The following is a 20,204-nucleotide window of genomic DNA, read 5'->3' on the forward strand; positions in this document are numbered from 1 at the left end:
AATGGCTTAACAGGGATCTACTTTTTTGCCGACTCTGCTGACTTCTGAACGTTATCAGCCGCTTTCTGCGTGGTATTGCTCGCCTTCTGGACATTTTCTTCGGCCATTTTGGCGCTGTCCTGCATAAAGCTCTGGCTGATAGAGGTGACTTTTTCAGAATCCCCTTTCACCCGCTCCATGAAGTCACTGGCAACGCGCTGCTGGCTTTCCATGGCTTTCTTAAAGCCATCGGCATCTTTAACTTCCAGCCAGGTGCGTGCTTGGGAAATGGTCATATCTGAGTAAGCGCGGGCAGCATCAAGTTGAGCACCCATCAGCTTTTCATAGTAATCAAGCGCTGCATGCGTGTAAGAACGCATGGGTGATACAAAGGCAGACTCGAACTGTTGGGTGTTATTCTCTGCAGTCTTCATCATCACGACATCTCCTTGAGTTAGCTAGCAGGCCGCCGCCCGTTAGTCGTGGAGGCGCTGCTGATGCGTTGGCATTTGCCGCTGCTGTACGTAAACCTAGCAGCGCCTTTTGTGCATCGCAACATGGTTTTTTATATTCTCGTGCGCCACATGCCTCTACAGCTCTCAATATGATTTTAAATCAGCAGGTTATTCGATTTTTAATTTAAATCACGAATCGTGATTGCCTGGCGCGCAACCCCATTATGAGCATCCAACATACGCGTAAACCACTCGGTGACCGGATCATCGGGTTCGGTCATCGGCTCGAGCGAGACGGTGTGTGCCCACATCATGCTTCCAAACAGTAAGTAATCGATACCGCTGGGTGTTTCGCCATCCAGAAAAGGACTGCCATGTAACTGCTCACGTACCGGCGCCAGCACTTGGTAAAGCTGCTGCTTGCCCTGCTCGGGGTTATGCACATCTTCCAGGCGTGCCCCAAAGCGCGCTTCACGGGTTTTACGAAAGTAATCACGGTCATCAGGGTGAATGGCGGCCAATAAATCCAGTGCAACGCTACGAAACAGGGCAGGCGTTACGCTGCGCTCGACATAGTATTTAAAAAACAGCGCGCGTTGGTACGCCACTCCTTCACCCAAAACAGGGGCATCGGGATAGGCTTTATCCAGGTAGCGCATTATCTTAAAACTATCGGTAATGACCTGACCCCCATCGCACAGCACCGGGACTTTATCGTAGTCGGCGAACGCCAGCGCCTGCTTGTCCTCAAACCGCCAAGCGATGGTGTTATAGGCCAGACCTTTATGAGCAAGCGCCATACGCACACGCCAGCAATAGGGAGAAAAACGCAGTCGTTCGTCACGGCCACACAGGTCATAGAGCGTACGTGTCATGTTTTTGCCCTTACCGTTAATGAAAAGAGGAAATTTAAAAATGGCGCATTCATCGCCATTGAGCTTAAAGCACTGGCTGGAGAAGTAGCGAGTCTCAGCACTGTCTTTTAGTCTAATAACGACCCTCTTCAATGAAGCTTAAAAACAATTAACAACACATATAAAACAATCATTTATAATTCACGCAAGGGCTTATATAGACCTTACAAACTTGCCCCTTTTGGCAAGACCTGTTTCGTAATAGTGTTATTATTTGCTCTGAGCCGTATCTTTTCAATGTTGCGCTTAGGAAGCCTCTGATTAACGTAATGAGCACAGGTCAGACAAGGCAAAAATCAACGAAAAAGCGGAATTTACAATTTGTAAATGAGCATTTTGATCGGACTCGCGCACGAGATGATTTTTAACGCAGTATGACCAAGCGCAATAGTTAATCAGAGGCTTCTTAGCACTTAAACCATTAGACAGAGATAGCGCATACCCATAAATAAAAAGGCAGTTTTCTTATGAACGAAACAACACTTGCTCTTCTGGCTTTTTTGCCATTACTGCTGGCAGGTATTTTACTCGTTGGTTTTAAAATACCGGCCAAAATAGCGATGCCGATTGTATTCCTCACCGCAGCCACTATTGGGCTGACGGTTTGGGATATGTCATTTAGCCGCGTGGCCGCCTCGACTATCCAAGGCCTTATCCAAACAGCAGGCCTGCTGTGGATTATTTTTGGCGCCATTTTGCTGCTCAACACCTTGAAGCATTCAGGGGGCATTACCGCTATTCGCAATGGTTTTTCAGGCATCAGTCCAGACCGTCGCGTTCAGGCACTGATCGTTGCCTGGCTGTTTGGTTGCTTTATTGAAGGCGCTTCTGGCTTCGGCACCCCCGCTGCCGTGGCCGCACCGCTAATGGTTGCCTTGGGCTTCCCGGCACTTGCCGCTGTCGTGGTGGGCATGATGATCCAATCTACCCCGGTGTCGTTCGGCGCCGTGGGCACGCCTATTATCGTGGGCGTGGGCAGCGGGCTGGACCGTGCGGGCATAACGACACAACTGGAAGCGGATGGCTCCACCTGGGGCACATTTTTCCAACTGATCACCAGCGAAGTGGCTATTACGCATGGCATCATCGGCATCTGCATGCCGCTGATTTTGGTACTGGTGATGGTGCGTTTCTTCGGCGCCAACCGCTCCTGGAAAGAGGGGCTTTCGATTGTACCGTTTGCCCTTTTCACCGGCATTTCATTTGTGATTCCTTATATGCTGGTGGGCGTTTTCCTAGGCCCGGAATTTCCCTCCATGATTGGCGCCATGGTCGGCCTGGCGATTGTTGTACCGGCAGCGCGCAAAGGCTTTTTACTTCCCAAAGATACCTGGGACTTTCCAGAATCAACCTCTTGGCCGGATGAGTGGATCGGCAACCTGCAAATCAAGCTTGAAGATGTGGCCGGAAAAGCCCCGATGTCTACCTTTATGGGTTGGGTTCCCTACGTATTGCTGGCGCTGTTCCTGGTAGCTTCACGAACCATTGAACCGTTGCGGGTGGCGCTAACCTCTATCAGCTTGAACTGGAACAATATTCTAGGCGAAACGGGCGTTAGCGGGGGGGTACAGCCGCTTTACCTGCCAGGCGGGATTATTTTGGCGGTAGTGATCGTGACCTACTTCCTGCACAAGATGAACCCGAGCAAAATAAGCGCGGCGGTATCAGAATCCACCAAAACGATATTGGGCGCGGGCTTTGTACTGATTTTCACCGTACCCATGGTACGTATTTTGATCAATTCAGGGGTTAACGGGGCGGACCTGGTGTCAATGCCGGTAATGATGGCGCAGGCAGTTGCTCATGGCATGGGCAACATTTATCCCTTCTTCGCCCCCACAGTGGGCGCCATGGGTGCCTTTATTGCAGGTTCCAATGCGGTTTCTAACCTGATGCTGGCAGAGTTTCAATTTAACGTCGCCCAAACGCTGGGTGTTTCAACTGCCATGATGGTGGCTCTGCAGGCAGTCGGTGCCGCTGCGGGTAACATGATTGCGATTCACAATGTTGTGGCGGCTTCTGCGACCGTTGGCCTGTTGGGCCGTGAAGGTACGACCATTCGTAAGACTATTATCCCCACCATCTACTATCTTGTCTTCGCGGGCATTATTGCGATGGTAGCGTTCTATGTGCTTGGCGTTACGGACCCACTTATGTAGAACATCTGACTAGCGTCACCCTTTACGACACCCCAAGCCTGCCTTGGGGTGTCGTGCTTTAAACGCAAGGAACGTCGTTAGAAAGCCGCGCATTCGTTGATGTGATCGCTAATGTAATAGTTGACGTGCTAATCGATGCGTTTTAGCGAGGTGGCATGCTGCTGGCCGCGTATGACATAGCTTTGCGCGTTCAGCTTAAGCCCTTCTATGGCATCAGCAGAAAGCGTGCGTACTACCCGCGCAGGTGAGCCCACAATCAGCGAGTTGGGCGGAAACACAGCGCCCTCTTTAATAAATGCCCCCGCACCTACCAGGCTGTTTTCGCCGATCACCGCGCCGTTAAGCACCACGGCTTGAATACCGATCAAACAGCCATCGCCTACGCTACAACCATGCAGCATGGCCTGGTGGCCCACCGTGACACCGCGCCCCACTTTGAGCGGATATCCTGGGTCGGCATGCAATACCGCGCCATCCTGAATATTGCTCTCTTCGCCTATTTCCAAAAGGTCGCTGTCACCGCGCAACACCGCTTGATACCAGACGCTGGAGCGCGCTTTTAAGGTTACCTGCCCTATCACGTCTGCGGTTTCAGCAACGTACACGTCGTCATGAATATCAGGCTGGTGCTCACCGAACTGGTAAATAGCCACATCGCTCTCCTTTGATTATTGTCATCGCCTAGGCTAGCGTCTGTGTCAGCCGCTGAGCAACGTGAATCTTTTAGCCAGGTATTTTCATCAGCAAAGCATTACCACGGCTCCATACGCATGGCTGAGCGCTCCAGACGTTCGCTCTCTACTTCCAGCTCCCGTAGCAGCTCGGTAATGCTGGTGAGATGCTCCAGCGCCACCCGCCTGGCCTGTTCGGCGTCGCCGGCGACAACCGCATCATGCAGCCAGGCATGCTGGCGGTTGATCATTTCACGCGGGCCCGTACGGTGGTAAAGATGCTTAACCGAGGCAAATACCGAACTTAGCAGCAGGTCGGTCAGGCTTTGCAGTGTATGTACCAGCACCGGGTTGTGCGATGCCTGGGAGACGGCGAGATGAAAGGCGTGGTCAAGCCGCGCCAGCCGCTCAACGTCAATGCACTCGGCGTGCTCGGCATAATCCGCCAGCTCCTGGTAGCGCCGGGTAATCAACACGCGGTCCATGGAGGTACCTCTCGTCGCCGCCAAAAAAGCCGACTCTCCTTCCAGCAGAGCGCGCACTTCGAGCAGATCAAACAGCGTGCGTGGGTGATCATGGAACAGGTGCATCAACGGGCTTTTATCCTGCATGGGGAGAAGCGATGCCACGGTTGAGCCATGCCCTTGGCGAGTTTCAATCACGCCTCTGCTACGCAGAATGCGCAGACCTTCACGCAGCGAAGCTCTGGATACTTTAAGCCGCTCGCAGAGGCGCCGTTCAGAAGGCAGCAGTTGGCCTGGCCGAAAGACGCCATCCAGAATCAAGCGCTCCAAACGGGCGGCAACATGGTCAGGCGTACGCAGGCCAAGCACAGGTTCTTGATTGGAAAAGGACATCTGTTTTCTCTCATCCAGGCGCTGGTTGGTTGCCCATGGCAAGGTAAGATTTACCCGTTGGCAAGCAGTCGGCAGCGCGTTTCAACATCGACTAATTACTGGTCTGACCATTGCACCACACCCTGGACAGCCGCACAAAAAAAGCTCAGACTGATGCCATAGCGAATTGACCGTGCGGTTACCTTTAACGATAAAAAAACCAGAGAAGTTGTGATGAATATTCTCTTTGATGAGCGCCTTGACGGCGAGTTGGTCCACCGCGATAAAGCCGAGGTTTTAAGCGAGATACAGCAGGCAGTGCCCTCCATGACCCTGCTGCACCGGGAAGAAGACCTGCGTCCTTTTGAGTGCGATGGCTTGGCGGCGTACCGGGTGCTACCCATGCTGGTGGCGCTGCCCGAGAACCTTGAGCAGGTTGAAGCCCTGCTAAAGCGCTGCCACGCACTGGATGTGCCCGTAGTGACGCGCGGAGCGGGCACTGGCCTTTCTGGCGGCGCACTTCCGCTTGAACAAGGTGTGCTGCTAGTAATGTCGCGTTTTAATCGTATTTTAAGCGTTGACCCGGACGCCCGTCTGGCGCGTGTGCAGCCGGGGGTACGCAACCTGGCTATTTCTGAAGCGGCCGCACCTTACGGGCTTTACTACGCCCCTGACCCGTCATCTCAAATCGCCTGCTCAATTGGTGGCAACGTGGCGGAAAACGCAGGCGGCGTGCACTGTTTAAAGTACGGGCTCACGGTGCATAACGTACTTCGTGTTGACGTACTTACTATTGAAGGCGAGCACATGACGCTGGGCGCCGAGTCGCTGGATGCGCCGGGGTTTGATCTTCTGGCACTGATGAATGGTTCAGAGGGCATGCTCGGTGTGGTGACTGAAATTACCGTTAAGCTGCTGCCCAAGCCGGAAACCGCCAAGGTCTTGATGGCAAGCTTCAACGATATTGAAAAAGCGGGCCGAGCAGTGGGCGACATTATTGCCGCAGGCATCATTCCAGGCGGTCTGGAAATGATGGACAGGCTAGCCATTAAAGCGGCTGAAGATTTTGTTAAAGCGGGCTACCCGATGGATGCTGAAGCCATTTTGCTGTGTGAGCTGGATGGCGTTGAGGCAGATGTAGATGACGACTGTGAAACGGTACGTCGGGTACTCGAAAAGGCAGGCGCCACACAGATTCAACAGGCCCGCGATGAGGCTGAGCGAGCCATGTTTTGGGCCGGACGTAAAAATGCCTTCCCAGCGGTTGGCCGTATGTCGCCTGACTACTACTGCATGGACGGCACGATCCCGCGCCGCGAATTGCCGCGCGTACTCAAGGGCATCGCCGCACTTTCTGAACAGAGTGGTCTGGCCGTGGCCAACGTGTTTCACGCAGGCGATGGCAACATGCACCCGCTAATTCTGTTTGATGCCAACAAAGAGGGGCAGCTTGCGCTTGCCGAGGACGTTGGCGGCAAGATTCTGGAGCTTTGCGTGGAAGCGGGCGGGTCCATTACCGGCGAGCACGGCGTGGGGCGCGAAAAAATCAATCAGATGTGCAGCCAGTTCCAGGCCGATGAGATTCGCATTTTTCATGCGCTAAAAGCCGCGTTTGATGCAAAGCGCCTGCTCAACCCCGGTAAAAACATCCCTACGCTTGCTCGCTGTGCCGAATTTGGCGCCATGCATGTGCATAACAATGAATTGCCGCACCCGGAGCTTCCGCGTTTTTGATGGCATAAGGAACACTCATGACCGATCTAGCGATTAACGCCGCAGACCGCGATATCTCTGAGCGCCTGTGTGACCAGGTGCGTAACGCCTATGAAACGCGCACGCCACTGCGTATTGCAGGGGGGAACACTCGTGCGTTTTATGGCCGCCCTGTGGAAGGCCAGCCGCTGCACATGGCAGAGCACAGCGGCATTGTCTCTTACGACCCGGTAGAGCTGGTGGTCACCGTGCGGGCGGGCACACGATTAAGCGTGCTTCAGGCAGCGCTTGCCGAACACCATCAAATGCTCCCCTTTGAGCCGCCCTCCTTTGGTGAGAACAGCACCATTGGCGGCGCCGTAGCCACCGGGCTTTCTGGCCCCCGGCGCCCCTGGGCGGGTGCCGCACGCGACTTTGTGCTCGGCACACGTATTATTACCCAGGAGGGCAAACTGCTGCGCTTTGGTGGCGAGGTGATGAAAAACGTGGCGGGGTATGATCTTTCCCGCTTAATGACCGGTGCCCAAGGCACGCTTGGCGTACTGGCCGATATCTCCTTTAAGGTGCTGCCTGTCCCCACAGCAAGCCACTGTCTGCGCCTGTCACTAAGCCTTGAAGAGGCCTTACACAAACTGGCTGAACTTGGCCGCGAGCCGCTACCCATCACTGCCGCAGCCTGGCACGCAGGCGAGTTATTCATTCGCCTGGAGGGGGGCGAAAGCTCGGTAAAAGCGACCCGTGAGCGCTTGGGTGGCGAACCACTGGAGGCCAGCTTTTGGGCCTCGCTTCGTGATCATACCCATGACTTCTTTAAGCGCCGCGATGACCCACCGCTGTGGCGCCTTTCTCTCCCCCCGAACACTGCCCCGCTTGCATTGGATATTCCCCAGCAAGATATCTTTTACGACTGGGGCGGCAGCCAGCGCTGGGTAAAAACCACACTCGATGCAGCAACGTTACGCAAGGCATGCCAGGCCGCAGGCGGGCACGCTACCTGCTACACCCCGCAGGCGCAAGGCGGAGCCGCTGAGCCCTTTACGCCGTTAAACAGCGTGGTTGAAAAGTATCACCGTAGGCTGAAAGCGGAGCTGGATACTCACGCTATTTTTAATCCCGGTCGTCTTTATGCGGCGCTTTAATCAGGAGAGCTGATATGCAAACGCATTTTACCGATGCGGATCTTCAAAAGCCGCATATTCAGGAGGCGGAGCGCATTTTGCGCACTTGCGTACACTGCGGTTTCTGTAACGCGACCTGCCCCACTTACCAGTTGCTGGGCGATGAGCGTGACGGCCCCCGCGGGCGCATCTACCTGATGAAGGAGCTGCTGGAAAGCCGCGACGACGATGACCAGGTCACCGCAGAAACCCGGCTGCACCTGGACCGCTGCCTAACCTGCCAGAACTGTGAAACGACCTGCCCTTCCGGGGTCGAGTATCACAAGCTGTTAAATATCGGCCGCGCTGAAATTGAGCGTCGAGTACCACGCCCGCCAGCCGAGCGTGCCCAGCGCTATGCGCTGCGTAAAATGATGGTGGAGCCAACGCGCTTCAAGGCGCTGCTTAAACTGGGCCAAACCTTCAAGCCGCTGGTGCCAGGCAAGCTACGCAATAAAATACCAGCCGCGCCCGTTGATGCTGGCAAACGGCCGGGCAGTACGCAGCATACTCGGAAAATGCTGATGCTAGAGGGATGCGTGCAGCCTGGATTATCGCCCAACACCAACGCCGCCACAGCGCGGCTGCTGGACCGACTGGATATTAGCTTAACGCCCGTCACAGAAGCTGGCTGCTGCGGGGCCATTGACTTTCACCTCAATGCCCAGGGCGACGGCCGAGCACGCATGCGCGCCAACATTGATGCATGGTGGCCACATATTGAGCAAGGAGCGGAAGCCATTGTTCAAACGGCCAGTGGCTGCGGGGCATTTATCAAAGAGTATGGCTATATGCTCAAGGATGACCCGCGCTATGCTGAAAAGGCCCAGAGAGTCAGTGCGCTGGCAAAAGACATTGTTGAGATACTTCGCGAGGAACCCCTGGACGCCCTTCAGGTAAAAGAGACTCAGCGGCTGGCCTTTCACTGCCCCTGCACGCTACAACACGCCCAGAAGCTTAACGGCGCGGTTGAAGGCGTATTAACCACGTTAGGGTTTACGCTGACCCCGGTGCAGGATGCTCATCTCTGCTGCGGTTCAGCGGGCACCTACTCGGTCACCCAGCCGGAACTGGCCACACAGCTGCGCGACAATAAGCTCAATGCCCTGGAGGCAGGCAACCCAGCGCTTATCGTAACGGCTAATATTGGCTGCCAAACGCACCTGGCAGGCGCGAACCGGACGCCGGTTCGTCACTGGGTCGAAGTGGTAGACGCCGCACTTGCTCAATAACATCCATTAACCAACCAACAGGAAATGCCATGCAAACCAAAGCCGTACTGACGCTTACCGATATCAACAAGATACTTGATGCCGCGCAACAAGAAGCGGACAACAACCGCTGGCCGGTGACGATTGTGGTCACTGACGATGGCGGCCACCTGCTGGCGCTACGTCGCCTGGATGGAGCCGCGCCCTTTAGCGCGGAAATCGCCTCTCATAAAGCGCGTAATGCCGCTATTGGCCGCAAGGAAACGCAGGTGTTTGAAGAGATGATTAACGGTGGCCGCACTGCATTTGTTTCCGCGCCCTTCCCTGGCTTATTGTCAGGTGGCGTTCCGGTGATCGTCGATGGGCAAGTGATCGGCGCGGTAGGTATTTCCGGTGTAAAACCTGAGCAGGACGTCCAGATTGCCAAGGCAGGTGTTAGCGCGGTTGCCTGACTGGCGTAACCAACCAGCGCACATACGAAAAACCCCGGATCAATGATCCGGGGTTTTAGAATTCGTTCGGTATAAACCGAAGGTGCTTAATGGCGGACCGGACGAGACTCGAACTCGCGACCTCCGGCGTGACAGGCCGGCATTCTAACCAACTGAACTACCGGTCCACATATAAGGCACTTAACGCGGTATTACAATGACAACCATTTAAAAGGACTTTAAATGGTGGGTGGTACTGGGTTCGAACCAGTGACCCCCAGCTTGTAAGGCTGGTGCTCTCCCAACTGAGCTAACCACCCAAGGTGTTGATCTTCATCAACGAATCTGCAAGTTATCGTGGCGGACCGGACGAGACTCGAACTCGCGACCTCCGGCGTGACAGGCCGGCATTCTAACCAACTGAACTACCGGTCCGAATAGCGATAACTGCTACAAAGTAAACCGTATGATGATGGCGGACCGGACGAGACTCGAACTCGCGACCTCCGGCGTGACAGGCCGGCATTCTAACCAACTGAACTACCGGTCCGCATTACATCATGCTGATATTACTTTGGTACTGCTTTACGTTTCCAGGCCATCTTTCGATGGTGGGTGGTACTGGGTTCGAACCAGTGACCCCCAGCTTGTAAGGCTGGTGCTCTCCCAACTGAGCTAACCACCCGCTGGTCACGTGGCGCTGCATTCTACAGAAGCCTCGCTGAATGTCAACACGTTATGTTTAAACTTTGTGATTTAAACCAGCGCGTTGCTCACATTCCCGAAGGCGTTCCATGAGCGCGGACGAAGGATGCCGCAAGTGAGGCCGCCTCGTCAATCAAAAACTCATGTTTTAATCCAGAAGCGCGCCGTGGCTTAAAGTCATGGTCACCATCAGTTAGCCAGTCAAGCCTGGTTTGAGGCGTTAATGGATAGCCAATTACTTCTTCACGCGTACCAAACGGGTCACGCTCGCCTTGCAGTACCAGTACCGGACAGTGAATATCAGGCCAGTGACTTAACCGACGTTTTTCAGGCGCTTTCGGCGGATGAAACGGATAGCCCGCGGCGATAACACCAGGGCAAGCCTGCTGGCTGGCCAACATCGTCGCAATTCGTCCGCCCATTGACTTTCCGCCCACCCACAGTGGCGATGCCGCCAATGGCGCAAGTAGACGATACCAGGCAGTAAAATGCGCTACCGTGTGAGCAACCGGCGGTGGCGGGCGGCGTTTACCCTGTTGATTAATCTGCTGCATATAGGGAAAGTCAATCGCAAACACCTGAAGCCCCTGGGCTGCCAGCCCATTGATCATGCGCTGCATAAAAGATGACTGATGCCCAGCGCCTGCGCCATGCGCCCATAAAATTCGCCCGATATGCGCCCGCCCCACCACTGCCAGCGGCCCAAGCCCCTCCACCAAAAAGAAGCCGGGGGCTTCAGTTTGCGCCAAGGCATCTTCCAGCGCGTCTGGCGGAAGGGGCAAATATCCTGCATAAGCGTCTGGCATCACTGTTTTCTTTCTCCTGGCATTTTAATCCGTTAAACCATCACTATTCATTCAAGAGTTTTCCGATGGCTGCTACCTTAAGGAAACACTCTTACCTGATAAAGCGTTGATGATACGGTTATTTAAAGCACGGGCAGCGAAGCCATGACAACGTTACCGGCCTCCTCTTGTTACCACTGTGGCAGCCCTGTTCCGAGCAATGCGCCTTGGCATATAACGCTGGATGCCACCACGTACCCGTTGTGCTGCCCAGGCTGCGAGGCCGTTGCCCATGCCATTGTACAGGGCGGCCTGGCGCGCTATTACCAGCAGCGCACTGAGCTGCCCGAAACGCCTGCCGGAGAGTCTCTCGATAGCGATGCCTGGGCGTATTTCGACAGCCCTGAATTTGAAACAAAATTCCGGAAAACGTTGCCCCTTGGCGTCGACAGTGACCAGTTAAGCGCTACGCTCGCGGTAGAAGGTATTACCTGCAATGCCTGTGGCTGGTTAATTGAACATCGCTTAAATGCGCTGAAGGGCATCGCCTCAAGTGCCGTCGATTTATCACGGCATCGCCTTCACGTTAGCTGGCACCCCAGCAAGCTTAAGCTTTCCCAGCTACTGGCCGAGCTTGCCGGTATTGGCTACAGCGCCCTGCCTTTTGAGCCAGACCCTGCACAGGAACGCGGGCGCTATAAAAAGCGCCTGTGTGCTTGGCGGCTGGGAGTATCGGGGGCGTGCCTTCTCGGTATCACGCTGCTCATGCTTTTTTTGCCGAGTGAAGTACGAGGGGATCTCAATACGCGTACTACTACGCTGCTTCACTGGCTTCCCATGGTACTGGCAACGCTTGTCATGCTGTTTGCCACGCCGCCTTTTTTTCGACAAGCGCTTGCCGATATAAAGCGTGGCTTGTTGGGTCCGGCCGTGCCTATTGCCCTGGCACTGGGCTGCGCTTACCTGGCCAGCGGCTACGCATCGTTTTTTCACACAGGGGAGCACTACGTTGGCATGTACGTTGGCATGATTGCGCTGCTCACAACGCTGTTACTCCTTTTTGGCTGCGCTCGATCATTACCCATTTTAAGAAGCCCTCAAGACACATTTAAAGGAGCCCTACCCGCCACGACCATTCGACGTACCCCCGATGAAAGCGAACGAATTTTACCCGCGAGTGAGCTTTGCCCAGGTGATCGTATCGTAGTGAACGCGGGGCAGCGGATACCTGCTGACGGCATTATCGAGCAAGGCGCATCAAGCCTGAACACCTCACAGCTCACAGGCGAACCGCTCCCGGTGAGTTACGCGAAAGGAGATAGCGTGCTGGCAGGCTGCCAAAACCTCGAAAACCCGCTGGTGATTAACGTAGTCCAACCGCCTGCCCGCGCCCGTATTACAGCGCTAGGCGCCCTGGTTGGCGCTGCTTTTACTGGAAAGCACCTGGCCAGCATTAACGCACGCGGCGTGCACAAATGGGCCGTTGGCCTGCTTATCATAGCGCTGGGGGTGACAGCCCTCTGGTGGTGGTTTAAACCGCTAATGGCATTGGATGTACTGCTTTCGCTGCTAATAGCAGGCAGCCCGTGCGCACTGGCGTTGGCAACCCCAGCGGCGCTAACGGTCGCTTACCAGCAGTTACGTGCACGAGGCGTGGTGATAACGAATCCTCGCGCCCTGCTTTCATTGGCCACAACAACGCAGCCTGCAGATGAGGCGATAGCGTCTTGCTCAGACGTGGTCATACTCAGCCCACAAAGCGGGCGCGCCGTAGAAACTCTAACCATTGCCCGCGCCGCGCAGCGCTGCATACAACACTCAATGGGCATGGCGGCCTCCATCAGCGTGATAGCGCTTATCTTGGCAGCAGTGGGCGTTCTATCGCCGTTTGGCGCCATTGCGAGCGCAGGCGTCAGTGTGCTTGCCGTCATTGCCAATACGCTACGCTTTTCACACAGGCTATCTACTTCCAACGTATCCACCTCCCATTTATCCACTTCAGCAGTCAAAGGCGTGCCATGAACCCGACCGGGCTTGACCTTCCTCCGCTTATCGCCGCGTTCGTGTTTGGATTGATGGGCGGGGCCCACTGCATCGGCATGTGCGGAGGCGTCATGAGCGCATTAACCTTTGCCATCCCGCCCAGCATGCGTAGCTCGGCGCGTATGGGCGGCCTACTGCTAAGCTACAACTTGGGCCGAATATTAAGCTACATGACGGCAGGCGCGCTGGTAGCCGCGTTGGGCACCGTGCTTTCGCCCTCACTGCTGGCGCGCCAGCTGTTGCAAGGCGTTGCAGCGCTCATGCTGATTCTCATGGCGCTGTATATTGCTAACTGGTGGAAAGGGCTTTTACGCGTGGAAGCCGTGGGCAAACGATTATGGCGTCACCTTGAGCCCTGGGGCCGACGCTTGATGCCGGTGGTTCATTTCCCCCAGGCATGCGCGCTAGGCGCCATTTGGGGCTGGCTGCCCTGTGGGCTGGTGTATTCAATGCTGGCTTGGAGCCTGGCGACGGCCCGGCCGCTTCAAGGGGCTTTATTAATGGGCGCTTTTGGCCTGGGCACCCTGCCTGCGCTACTGGCCACAGGACTTGCCGCACGCAAGCTTAATCATCTTATTCGTCACCCCGCGACAAGAACCATCGCCGCGCTCGTCATTATCGTCTTTGCCGTATGGCAGCTTTGGGCACTCAACATGCACTCAGGTGGGCATTCAGGCGGACACTCACACACCAATCATTGACCTGGCGCAACGCACTACAGCGCTATGTTCTCTAGCCTATCGATAGCTTTTTAAAACGAATTTTCAGCTACCGGAGCGCCTCTTCATGCCTGTATGTGCCACGGCTGTCCCTTCATCCGTTACTGCTACCGCGTCATCCAGCACCCGCTGGGATGACGCATTGCTGCGCCGTTATGATAAAAGCGGCCCACGCTACACCTCCTACCCGACGGCGCTGGCCTTTCACGAAGGGTTTACCGCCGAAGATGCGACCCAGGCCATTGAGCGCAGCAACGCAAGTCAGCGCCCGCTTTCCATCTATGTCCATATCCCGTTTTGTCGCAAAATCTGCTTTTATTGCGCGTGCAATAAAATTGCGACGAAAAACACCGCCCTGGCCGAGTCGTATCTCTATCGGCTAGATCGTGAGATGGTCCTGACGGCCCGCCATCTGGATACAAAGCGCCCTGTCAATCAGTTGCACTGGGGCGGAGGCACCCCTACGTTTCTTTCACTGGAGCAGATGGGCGACTTGATTGACCGCCTGGACGCACGCTTCGGTCTTTCAAACGCACCAGAGCGTGACTACGCCATTGAGATCGACCCGCGCGAAGCCGATGTTTTAACCCTGCGCCACCTGCAGTCTTTGGGCTTCAACCGCCTGAGCCTTGGCGTACAGGACCTGGACCCACGCGTTCAAAAGGCGATTAACCGTCATCAGCCTCGCGTGCTTACCGAAACACTAATGGATGAAGCACACCGGTTGGGCTTTCTCTCGCTGAATCTGGATTTAATCTACGGTCTGCCCTTTCAAACGGAAAGGAGCTTCGCCAAGACGCTTGAACAGGTGATCGCGTTAAATCCGGCGCGTTTATCCGTGTTTAATTACGCGCATTTGCCTGAACGCTTCAAGCCTCAGCGACGTATCAGCGTGGATGACCTGCCAGGTGCGGATGAAAAGCTTTCGATTCTGCGTACGACCATCGACATGCTGACCGCTGCGGGCTATCAACATATTGGGATGGATCACTTTGCCAAACCCAATGACAGCCTGGCGGTTGCCCAAGCCAACGGCACCCTACAGCGCAATTTTCAGGGCTACTCCAGCCATGCCAGATGCGATCTTATCGGTCTGGGCGTGTCAGCTATTTCCCGAATAGGCGATAGCTATGCGCAAAACCCTACTGACCTGGCTAGCTACGAAGAGAACCTGGATCAAGGTCGACTGGCTACCGTGAAAGGCGTACGATTAAATCAGGATGACCTAATACGAGCCGACGTTATCGAACGTTTAATGTGCGATATGCGCCTGGATTTAGCAGCGGTTAGCCGGCAATGGCAGGTTAACGCCACCGACTACTTTGCCAGTGCGCTGGAAAGCCTACGCACTGCTGAGCAGGACGGGCTAATCGTTCGCTTGGGTGATACGCTTGAGGCGACGCCAATGGGCCGTTTACTGATTCGCCAGTTGGCCATGGCGTTTGATGCTTACCTTCCGGGGCACTCAGGCCAACGCTACTCAAGAATCGTTTAACCAACGGCATCAACGCCTGCGGTAGATAGCCATTTAGGCAAAAGAGAAACAGGGAGATAGTCATGCCACCCTCGACAAGCCAACGACGCTCGCTTCTTCAAGAAGCACGCTGCCAGACCTGCAGCCTAAGCTCGCTTTGCCTTCCGCTAGCGCTTGAGCTTGAAGACATGGGGCAGTTTGATGCCATGATCAGACGCCGGGCACCGCTGAAAAAGGGCGAAACACTGTTTCGTCAAGGCGACCGTTTTACCAGCGTGTATGCCGTTCGCTCAGGCAGCCTAAAACAGGTAACCAGCGAAGGTAATGGCAACGACCAGCTCACTAACTTCTTTTTGCCCAGCGAGCTTGTCGGATTGGACGGCATTGACGAAGAGCACTACCCAGGCAGCGTGATTGCCCTTGAAACTACCACCATCTGCGAAATTCCATTTGACCGGCTGGACCTGCTTTCAGAGGAGCTGCCAGAGCTTCGTGGTCAGCTGTACCGCAGTATGAGCAAGGAGCTTCGCGATGACCGACGCATGATGCGCCTGTTGTCGCGCAAAACCGCCGACCAGCGGCTAGCCAGTTTCCTACTGACGCTTTCAGAGCGTTTTCGGCGTCGGGGTTACTCGCCTTACAGCTTTAGGCTTTCAATGGCGCGTGCGGATATCGGCAATTATCTGGGGCTGGCGGTTGAGACGGTCAGCCGTATCTTGAGCCGTTTTCAGCAGCAAGACGTGGTGGCCGTCTCAGGGCGCGAGGTTAACATCCTCGATATGCAGCGGCTTATAGCGCTTGCTGAAGAGGAAGAGCCGGTGATTAGCCCACGTTAAATGCTTCAATACGCCCCGCCATTAGCGCTTCCTGTTTGGCTTCCAGCCCCGCAAAGTCAAACAGGTCGCGGTCAGCTAGCTGCGAAGGCGCGACGTTAGTGACCGCTTTAAACATGCTTTCCAAACGCCCCGGGTGCTTTTTGTCCCACTCGGCCAGCATTTCCTTAACGACCTGACGCTGCATGTTCGGCTGCGAACCGCACAGGTTGCAAGGAATAATCGGGAACTCCATCAGGCGCGAAAACTCCGCAATATCCGCCTCTTTACAGTAGGCCAGCGGACGAATCACGACATTCTTGCCGTCATCGGAAAGCAGCTTGGGCGGCATTGCCTTCAGGCTGCCGCCAAAGAACATATTGAGAAACAGCGTTTCCAGAATATCTTCACGATGATGACCAAGGGCGATCTTGTTGGCGCCAATTTCTTCGGCAAACCCGTAAAGCGACCCACGCCTTAACCGCGAACAAAGCGCGCAGGTCGTTTTGCCTTCCGGCGTTTTCTCCTTCACTACCGAGTACGTATCACGCTCCAGAATGCGGTACTCCACGCCGAGCTTTTCCAGATACCGGGGCAGTATATGCTCGGGAAAACCAGGCTGCTTTTGGTCCATATTGACCGCCACCAGTGAAAAATTCACCGGCGCATTGCGCTGCAGGTTGCGTAAAATCTCAAGCATGGTGTAGCTGTCTTTACCCCCCGACAGGCAGACCATGATCCGATCACCTTCATTGATCATTTGGTAATCGATAATCGCATTACCTACCTCGCGCCGCAGTCGCTTTTGCAACTTGTTGAATTCGCGTTTCTGTTTGGCATCCTCAAGCGCCGGCTGGCCTTGCAGGTCAGGCGTCGGTGCAACGGTTGCCGCGGCGGGGTCAAAATGATCAAGGTGTTGCATGATATAAGCACTGCCAATGGTAGAAGGAGCAGCCGCTATTCTAACAATACTCCCGCCGTTCACCCAACTGGCAAAACCACGTAGTTACTATGATCATAACTACGGTCATAACTACGGTTATCAAGACGGCCATCGGCACAGGCGCCACTACGCTAGAAGCTAACCCGATTGCGCCATATCACGCTGTAAGCGCATATACAGCAAGGCGCTTGCGGTGGCTTTACCTAACAACCTCTGGGTCGAGATAGCAGGCACTTGCCAGCAGGCCAGCGCCTCGGAAAACGGTTGGGAAGACTCCACTAACGGGTGTAAACGGCGCAATTGGCGTTGATGCAGTTTGGCCACATCGACCTGAACATTAGGTAGCCCAAACCCGAGGTGCGCTCTAAAGGCTCTATTAAGCATGCAAAACTGCTGGTCCAGTTGCCACCCGACCAGCGGCCGGTTGCCAATAAAATCGGTAAACGCATGCAGTGTCTCGGCACAGAGGGGTACCGCCGTGGCGGGATTGTAAAGCCGCTGATGCTGGCGCAGCGCCGTCTGGTCAACCGTTTGTGGGTCGGCAAACGTTGCCACCCACGCCTGACTTGTGTGCACTTGCTGTTGATTAAGTACCACAGCAGCCACGCTTAATACCGGCGTTTCACCGGGTAGTGATTCACAAGCCAGCGCCACTAGCTCTTCCCCCATATAGGGCTGGAAAAGCCAGGCGTAAGGCGAATTCGCATAGCGGCGCCGATCTCGCTCACGCTTAAACGTTCTGCGCAGCGTTTGCCCCAGCAGTGCCATGCCTTTTTTACTGCCTTGCATAGCGCTGCTCATGAATACTCTAAATGGTAACGATAGGAGAGGCGCTGTTTAAAGTCTTTAACGATATGTAGCGACTCGCGCAATAAATCGCGCTCAAGCGACGAGAGTTCTTGCACCACCACGTGATTGGAGCGCGCATCGTCCATATCCTGCCCGCTAAGTTGCTGTTTAAGACGCAGCTCGGTCAACAGTGAAAGTGCCTCTCCTAAATCATCAGCTGCGCGCCGTTCAAGGCGGCCATCATCAACCAGTGCCTCCAACCTGCCCAGCGTCGAGGTTACGCTGATACGCCGCTCAAGCGCCATGGTACGTACACCGTGGACAATCGGAAAAATGCCGCCTTTTTTGATATCGATACCGTGTTGAGGCTTTTTAAGCGAACCAAAAAGCGTCAGCGGTGTTGAAAAACGCAGAGCCGCACGCGCAAAGTAGGAAAGCAGAATTTCATCATGGGCACAGCGCGCAAATAGCGCCTCGCGCACGCTTTCAAGTAAACATGGATTACCTGCCATTGAATGGGCGTCCAGCATAATGGCAAGTTTCATTAAACTATCGCCATCGCGCACGTTGGCCCATTGAGCAATACGCTTCTTCCACTGAGAAACGCTGGCAACCCACTCGGGGTTAGAGACCATAATATTACCAGGGCACGGCGGGTAACCCAGTTTTATGAGCGTCTCGGTTAAGGCCTGCATATCACCGGCGACACTTGGCCACTGGGCGTCGTCGTCTAAAATCAGACCGTTATCCTGATCCGTTTTCAAAATTTGCTCGCCGCGCCCTTCACTCCCCATCACCATCAGGCAGCTATGCTGATGATGCTCCTCATTGATAACAAAATCCCAGGCCTTGCTCATAATCCGGCCATTCAAGGCCGCCAGCAGGTCCATAGCAAAATTAAGCTTAACGCCTTGTGCCATAAGGGCTGTGACGAGTTCAGGGGTACGATGACTAGCAACTGCCAACGTTTCCAAGTCATCAGCCTGCTCCACCTGCAGACTAACAACGTAACTTCGGCTGGAAAAATAACTCAGCACATCCGTCAGCTCGACCACGCCTTTTAACGCGGCCTGCTCCATCACCACAACGCGGGTAACCTTGTGCCGAGTCATTAACACCAGGGCTTCAAACAGGTACTGCTCAGGCGTTACCGTGACAAGGGAGAAGTGCGCCACCTGCCCCACCAGAGTGGCTGACGTGAAGCCGCTCACGACCAGGCCATTGAGCAAATCGGTTTTCGTCACCATGCCAAGCTTGCCTTGGGTTTCCACAAGCAGGCTGTCTGCATGGCTTTCGTTAAGCTTTTCAACCGCCCCGGCAATAGTGGTAGAAGCATCCATCAGTAGGGGCGCTCGCATACATTCACTAATGCGGGCCAGCATAAAGCCTGCCATGGTGACGCCACCGTCGGCGCGCTTTTCTGTCAACAAGCGCGCCTTGTGAGCAAGTGACTGCCTAAAGAACTGCTCAAAAGGAGGGTACTGGCGACACAGCTGGCTAAACAGAAGGCTGGGCATGGTGTAGCAAAGGCACTCCTGCTCAGCCTGAAAGCGGTAGCGGCTTTTTCCGTTCAAGATGCTAATGGCGCCAAACAAGTCCCCTGCCGTGTAGTGCCCAATGTGAGCACTTGCCGCAGGCAAGGAGGGGTCTATCTCAGCGACGTCTCCCTTATGAATAAGAAAAACGTAAGCACCCTGCTCGCCCATTTCCAGGATAATGTCATCGCGGTCAAAATAGGCAAGGTCCATGCCTCGACGAACATGCTCGCGCCCCGTGTCATCAAGCAGCGTAAATGGCAGTTGGGACAGATCAACATCAACCATGGGCATGTCCTTACACGACAAAAGAAAAAAGCAACGTCCGTAAAATTGGAAGTACGTCAATCAACGGGTGAAGTACTTCTTTCTGGTTTACGGTGCTTAAGAGCCAGCCTACTACTTTTTATTAATAACGGTAGCGTCAGACGACTGCCTAGCATAAGCCCTTCTCAATAAAACAAGCCAATTAACCCAAATAAGCCTGTACAAAAACCTGCCACTAAAAACCTTCCACCAAGAAACTCATACTACTCTATATACCTTTATCTATTATTCCAACGTCGCCCCGACGTTGGTTTAAACGACTAAAGTAGCACCTCCCCAGCAACTAACCGTTAGAATTTATCGCTATTTTAAAGTAGCAAATATTATCTTTTAACCAAACCCTAGACCATCGTTCAACTAACGGGTAGCCTGCTGAAAAAATATACGTAAAAACGCTAATATTCAGCCATTTGAAACACTTTATTTAGTCTACAATAGATAGTGATACCAAAGTCTGGGATTATTTTTTAGCGATTATTGTTCAGTATTGACAATGCATCATTCAGGGTAATTGCACAGCGCTAACCAAAACTTACCAAAACCTTA

The 20,204-nt window shown here is 54.4% G+C and carries 17 protein-coding genes and 5 tRNA genes; 9 read left to right on the plus strand and 13 right to left on the minus strand.

The features are described 5' to 3' along the window. Nucleotides 1–17: 17 nt before the first annotated feature. Together ACT3RQ_RS16250 and ACT3RQ_RS16255 are read right to left on the minus strand one after the other, a co-directional pair. Nucleotides 18–416 carry a phasin family protein gene (locus ACT3RQ_RS16250; protein WP_193057147.1) on the minus strand — a complete coding sequence of 133 codons (399 nt, stop codon included), beginning with the start codon at nucleotides 414–416 and terminating at the stop codon, nucleotides 18–20. 197 nt (nucleotides 417–613) lie between these two features. Continuing rightward, nucleotides 614–1,309, minus strand: a complete 696-nt coding sequence (locus ACT3RQ_RS16255) for a glutathione S-transferase family protein (protein ID WP_193057146.1) — start codon at nucleotides 1,307–1,309, stop codon at nucleotides 614–616. Between the two features lie 506 nt (nucleotides 1,310–1,815). On the opposite strand from ACT3RQ_RS16255, the gene ACT3RQ_RS16260 reads away from it, so the two are divergent. After that, nucleotides 1,816–3,507 (plus strand): L-lactate permease, encoded by a 1,692-nt coding sequence (locus ACT3RQ_RS16260; protein ID WP_444680893.1) that lies wholly within the window; start codon nucleotides 1,816–1,818, stop codon nucleotides 3,505–3,507. 128 nt (nucleotides 3,508–3,635) lie between these two features. On the opposite strand, the gene ACT3RQ_RS16265 is transcribed toward ACT3RQ_RS16260, so the two are convergent. Next, nucleotides 3,636–4,160 (minus strand): gamma carbonic anhydrase family protein, encoded by a 525-nt coding sequence (locus ACT3RQ_RS16265; protein ID WP_172117437.1) that lies wholly within the window; start codon nucleotides 4,158–4,160, stop codon nucleotides 3,636–3,638. 98 nt (nucleotides 4,161–4,258) lie between these two features. Next, entirely contained in the window at nucleotides 4,259–5,035 is a 777-nt protein-coding gene (glcC, locus tag ACT3RQ_RS16270) for a transcriptional regulator GlcC (RefSeq protein WP_441677209.1), read from the minus strand. A gap of 213 nt (nucleotides 5,036–5,248) precedes the next feature. On the opposite strand from glcC, the gene glcD reads away from it, so the two are divergent. The 4 genes from glcD to ACT3RQ_RS16290 are packed head-to-tail and all read left to right on the plus strand — an operon-like array spanning nucleotide 5,249 to nucleotide 9,547. Beyond that, complete coding sequence (glcD, locus tag ACT3RQ_RS16275) at nucleotides 5,249–6,748, plus strand: glycolate oxidase subunit GlcD (RefSeq protein WP_172117435.1); 1,500 nt, start codon at nucleotides 5,249–5,251, stop codon at nucleotides 6,746–6,748. Between the two features lie 17 nt (nucleotides 6,749–6,765). Then, the gene (gene glcE / locus ACT3RQ_RS16280; RefSeq protein WP_444680894.1) at nucleotides 6,766–7,866 is read left to right on the plus strand and encodes a glycolate oxidase subunit GlcE; all 1,101 of its coding nucleotides are present in this window, start codon (nucleotides 6,766–6,768) and stop codon (nucleotides 7,864–7,866) included. 14 nt (nucleotides 7,867–7,880) lie between these two features. Then, nucleotides 7,881–9,116 (plus strand): glycolate oxidase subunit GlcF, encoded by a 1,236-nt coding sequence (glcF, locus tag ACT3RQ_RS16285; protein ID WP_444680895.1) that lies wholly within the window; start codon nucleotides 7,881–7,883, stop codon nucleotides 9,114–9,116. A 29-nt stretch (nucleotides 9,117–9,145) separates the two neighbouring features. Next, nucleotides 9,146–9,547, plus strand: coding sequence for a GlcG/HbpS family heme-binding protein (locus tag ACT3RQ_RS16290; protein ID WP_087111863.1), 402 nt, complete (start codon nucleotides 9,146–9,148; stop codon nucleotides 9,545–9,547). A 90-nt stretch (nucleotides 9,548–9,637) separates the two neighbouring features. On the opposite strand, the gene ACT3RQ_RS16295 is transcribed toward ACT3RQ_RS16290, so the two are convergent. From ACT3RQ_RS16295 to ACT3RQ_RS16320, 6 genes are all read right to left on the minus strand, one after another. Further along, nucleotides 9,638–9,714, minus strand: a tRNA-Asp gene (locus tag ACT3RQ_RS16295). A 56-nt stretch (nucleotides 9,715–9,770) separates the two neighbouring features. Beyond that, a tRNA-Val gene (locus ACT3RQ_RS16300) sits at nucleotides 9,771–9,846 on the minus strand. A 38-nt stretch (nucleotides 9,847–9,884) separates the two neighbouring features. Continuing rightward, nucleotides 9,885–9,961 (minus strand) — tRNA-Asp (locus tag ACT3RQ_RS16305). 38 nt (nucleotides 9,962–9,999) lie between these two features. Beyond that, nucleotides 10,000–10,076 (minus strand) — tRNA-Asp (locus ACT3RQ_RS16310). Between the two features lie 59 nt (nucleotides 10,077–10,135). Further along, nucleotides 10,136–10,211 (minus strand) — tRNA-Val (locus ACT3RQ_RS16315). A gap of 88 nt (nucleotides 10,212–10,299) precedes the next feature. Beyond that, a complete protein-coding gene (locus ACT3RQ_RS16320; RefSeq protein WP_444621518.1) occupies nucleotides 10,300–11,037 on the minus strand; it encodes an alpha/beta fold hydrolase in 738 nt (245 codons plus the stop codon). A 144-nt stretch (nucleotides 11,038–11,181) separates the two neighbouring features. Here ACT3RQ_RS16320 and ACT3RQ_RS16325 point away from each other — a divergent pair, with 144 nt between their 5' ends. The 4 genes from ACT3RQ_RS16325 to fnr all read left to right on the plus strand — a co-directional run bounded on the left by ACT3RQ_RS16325 (nucleotide 11,182) and on the right by fnr (nucleotide 16,088). Further along, nucleotides 11,182–13,038 carry a heavy metal translocating P-type ATPase metal-binding domain-containing protein gene (locus ACT3RQ_RS16325; protein ID WP_444680896.1) on the plus strand — a complete coding sequence of 619 codons (1,857 nt, stop codon included), beginning with the start codon at nucleotides 11,182–11,184 and terminating at the stop codon, nucleotides 13,036–13,038. After that, on the plus strand, nucleotides 13,035–13,760 hold the full coding sequence (locus tag ACT3RQ_RS16330) for a sulfite exporter TauE/SafE family protein (protein ID WP_444680897.1): 726 nt from the start codon (nucleotides 13,035–13,037) through the stop codon (nucleotides 13,758–13,760). The genes ACT3RQ_RS16325 and ACT3RQ_RS16330 overlap by 4 nt, the downstream gene beginning before the upstream one ends. Before the next feature lie 85 nt (nucleotides 13,761–13,845). After that, complete coding sequence (hemN, locus tag ACT3RQ_RS16335) at nucleotides 13,846–15,273, plus strand: oxygen-independent coproporphyrinogen III oxidase (RefSeq protein WP_444680898.1); 1,428 nt, start codon at nucleotides 13,846–13,848, stop codon at nucleotides 15,271–15,273. Between the two features lie 62 nt (nucleotides 15,274–15,335). Continuing rightward, nucleotides 15,336–16,088 (plus strand): fumarate/nitrate reduction transcriptional regulator Fnr, encoded by a 753-nt coding sequence (gene fnr, locus ACT3RQ_RS16340; RefSeq protein ID WP_444680899.1) that lies wholly within the window; start codon nucleotides 15,336–15,338, stop codon nucleotides 16,086–16,088. Here fnr and ttcA read toward each other — a convergent pair. From ttcA to ACT3RQ_RS16355, 3 genes are all read right to left on the minus strand, one after another. Then, nucleotides 16,075–16,986, minus strand: coding sequence for a tRNA 2-thiocytidine(32) synthetase TtcA (gene ttcA / locus ACT3RQ_RS16345; RefSeq protein ID WP_444680900.1), 912 nt, complete (start codon nucleotides 16,984–16,986; stop codon nucleotides 16,075–16,077). The two genes, fnr and ttcA, sit on opposite strands and share 14 nt — an antisense overlap. Nucleotides 16,987–17,145: 159 nt before the next feature. After that, nucleotides 17,146–17,796, minus strand: a complete 651-nt coding sequence (locus ACT3RQ_RS16350; protein WP_444680901.1) for a DNA polymerase III subunit epsilon — start codon at nucleotides 17,794–17,796, stop codon at nucleotides 17,146–17,148. Nucleotides 17,797–17,804: 8 nt separating this feature from the next. Next, the gene (locus ACT3RQ_RS16355; protein ID WP_444680902.1) at nucleotides 17,805–19,619 is read right to left on the minus strand and encodes a putative nucleotidyltransferase substrate binding domain-containing protein; all 1,815 of its coding nucleotides are present in this window, start codon (nucleotides 19,617–19,619) and stop codon (nucleotides 17,805–17,807) included. Nucleotides 19,620–20,204 lie beyond the last annotated feature (585 nt).

It is taken from the genome of Halomonas sp. AOP43-D1-4, assembly GCF_052446175.1.
Lineage (GTDB): Bacteria > Pseudomonadota > Gammaproteobacteria > Pseudomonadales > Halomonadaceae > Vreelandella > Vreelandella citrativorans.

Bases quoted from the DNA above. Each gene is read 5' to 3' on its own strand.
- ACT3RQ_RS16330 (WP_444680897.1), top strand. From the start codon at position 13,035: ATGAACCCGACCGGGCTTGACCTTCCTCCGCTTATCGCCGCGTTCGTG.
- fnr (WP_444680899.1), top strand. From the start codon at position 15,336: ATGCCACCCTCGACAAGCCAACGACGCTCGCTTCTTCAAGAAGCACGC.
- ACT3RQ_RS16320 (WP_444621518.1), bottom strand. From the start codon at position 11,037: ATGCCAGACGCTTATGCAGGATATTTGCCCCTTCCGCCAGACGCGCTG.
- glcF (WP_444680895.1), top strand. From the start codon at position 7,881: ATGCAAACGCATTTTACCGATGCGGATCTTCAAAAGCCGCATATTCAG.
- ACT3RQ_RS16255 (WP_193057146.1), bottom strand. From the start codon at position 1,309: ATGACACGTACGCTCTATGACCTGTGTGGCCGTGACGAACGACTGCGT.
- ACT3RQ_RS16250 (WP_193057147.1), bottom strand. From the start codon at position 416: ATGATGAAGACTGCAGAGAATAACACCCAACAGTTCGAGTCTGCCTTT.
- ACT3RQ_RS16325 (WP_444680896.1), top strand. From the start codon at position 11,182: ATGACAACGTTACCGGCCTCCTCTTGTTACCACTGTGGCAGCCCTGTT.
- ACT3RQ_RS16355 (WP_444680902.1), bottom strand. From the start codon at position 19,619: ATGGTTGATGTTGATCTGTCCCAACTGCCATTTACGCTGCTTGATGAC.
- ttcA (WP_444680900.1), bottom strand. From the start codon at position 16,986: ATGCAACACCTTGATCATTTTGACCCCGCCGCGGCAACCGTTGCACCG.
- glcC (WP_441677209.1), bottom strand. From the start codon at position 5,035: ATGTCCTTTTCCAATCAAGAACCTGTGCTTGGCCTGCGTACGCCTGAC.
- hemN (WP_444680898.1), top strand. From the start codon at position 13,846: ATGCCTGTATGTGCCACGGCTGTCCCTTCATCCGTTACTGCTACCGCG.
- glcE (WP_444680894.1), top strand. From the start codon at position 6,766: ATGACCGATCTAGCGATTAACGCCGCAGACCGCGATATCTCTGAGCGC.
- ACT3RQ_RS16260 (WP_444680893.1), top strand. From the start codon at position 1,816: ATGAACGAAACAACACTTGCTCTTCTGGCTTTTTTGCCATTACTGCTG.
- ACT3RQ_RS16350 (WP_444680901.1), bottom strand. From the start codon at position 17,796: ATGCAAGGCAGTAAAAAAGGCATGGCACTGCTGGGGCAAACGCTGCGC.
- ACT3RQ_RS16290 (WP_087111863.1), top strand. From the start codon at position 9,146: ATGCAAACCAAAGCCGTACTGACGCTTACCGATATCAACAAGATACTT.
- glcD (WP_172117435.1), top strand. From the start codon at position 5,249: ATGAATATTCTCTTTGATGAGCGCCTTGACGGCGAGTTGGTCCACCGC.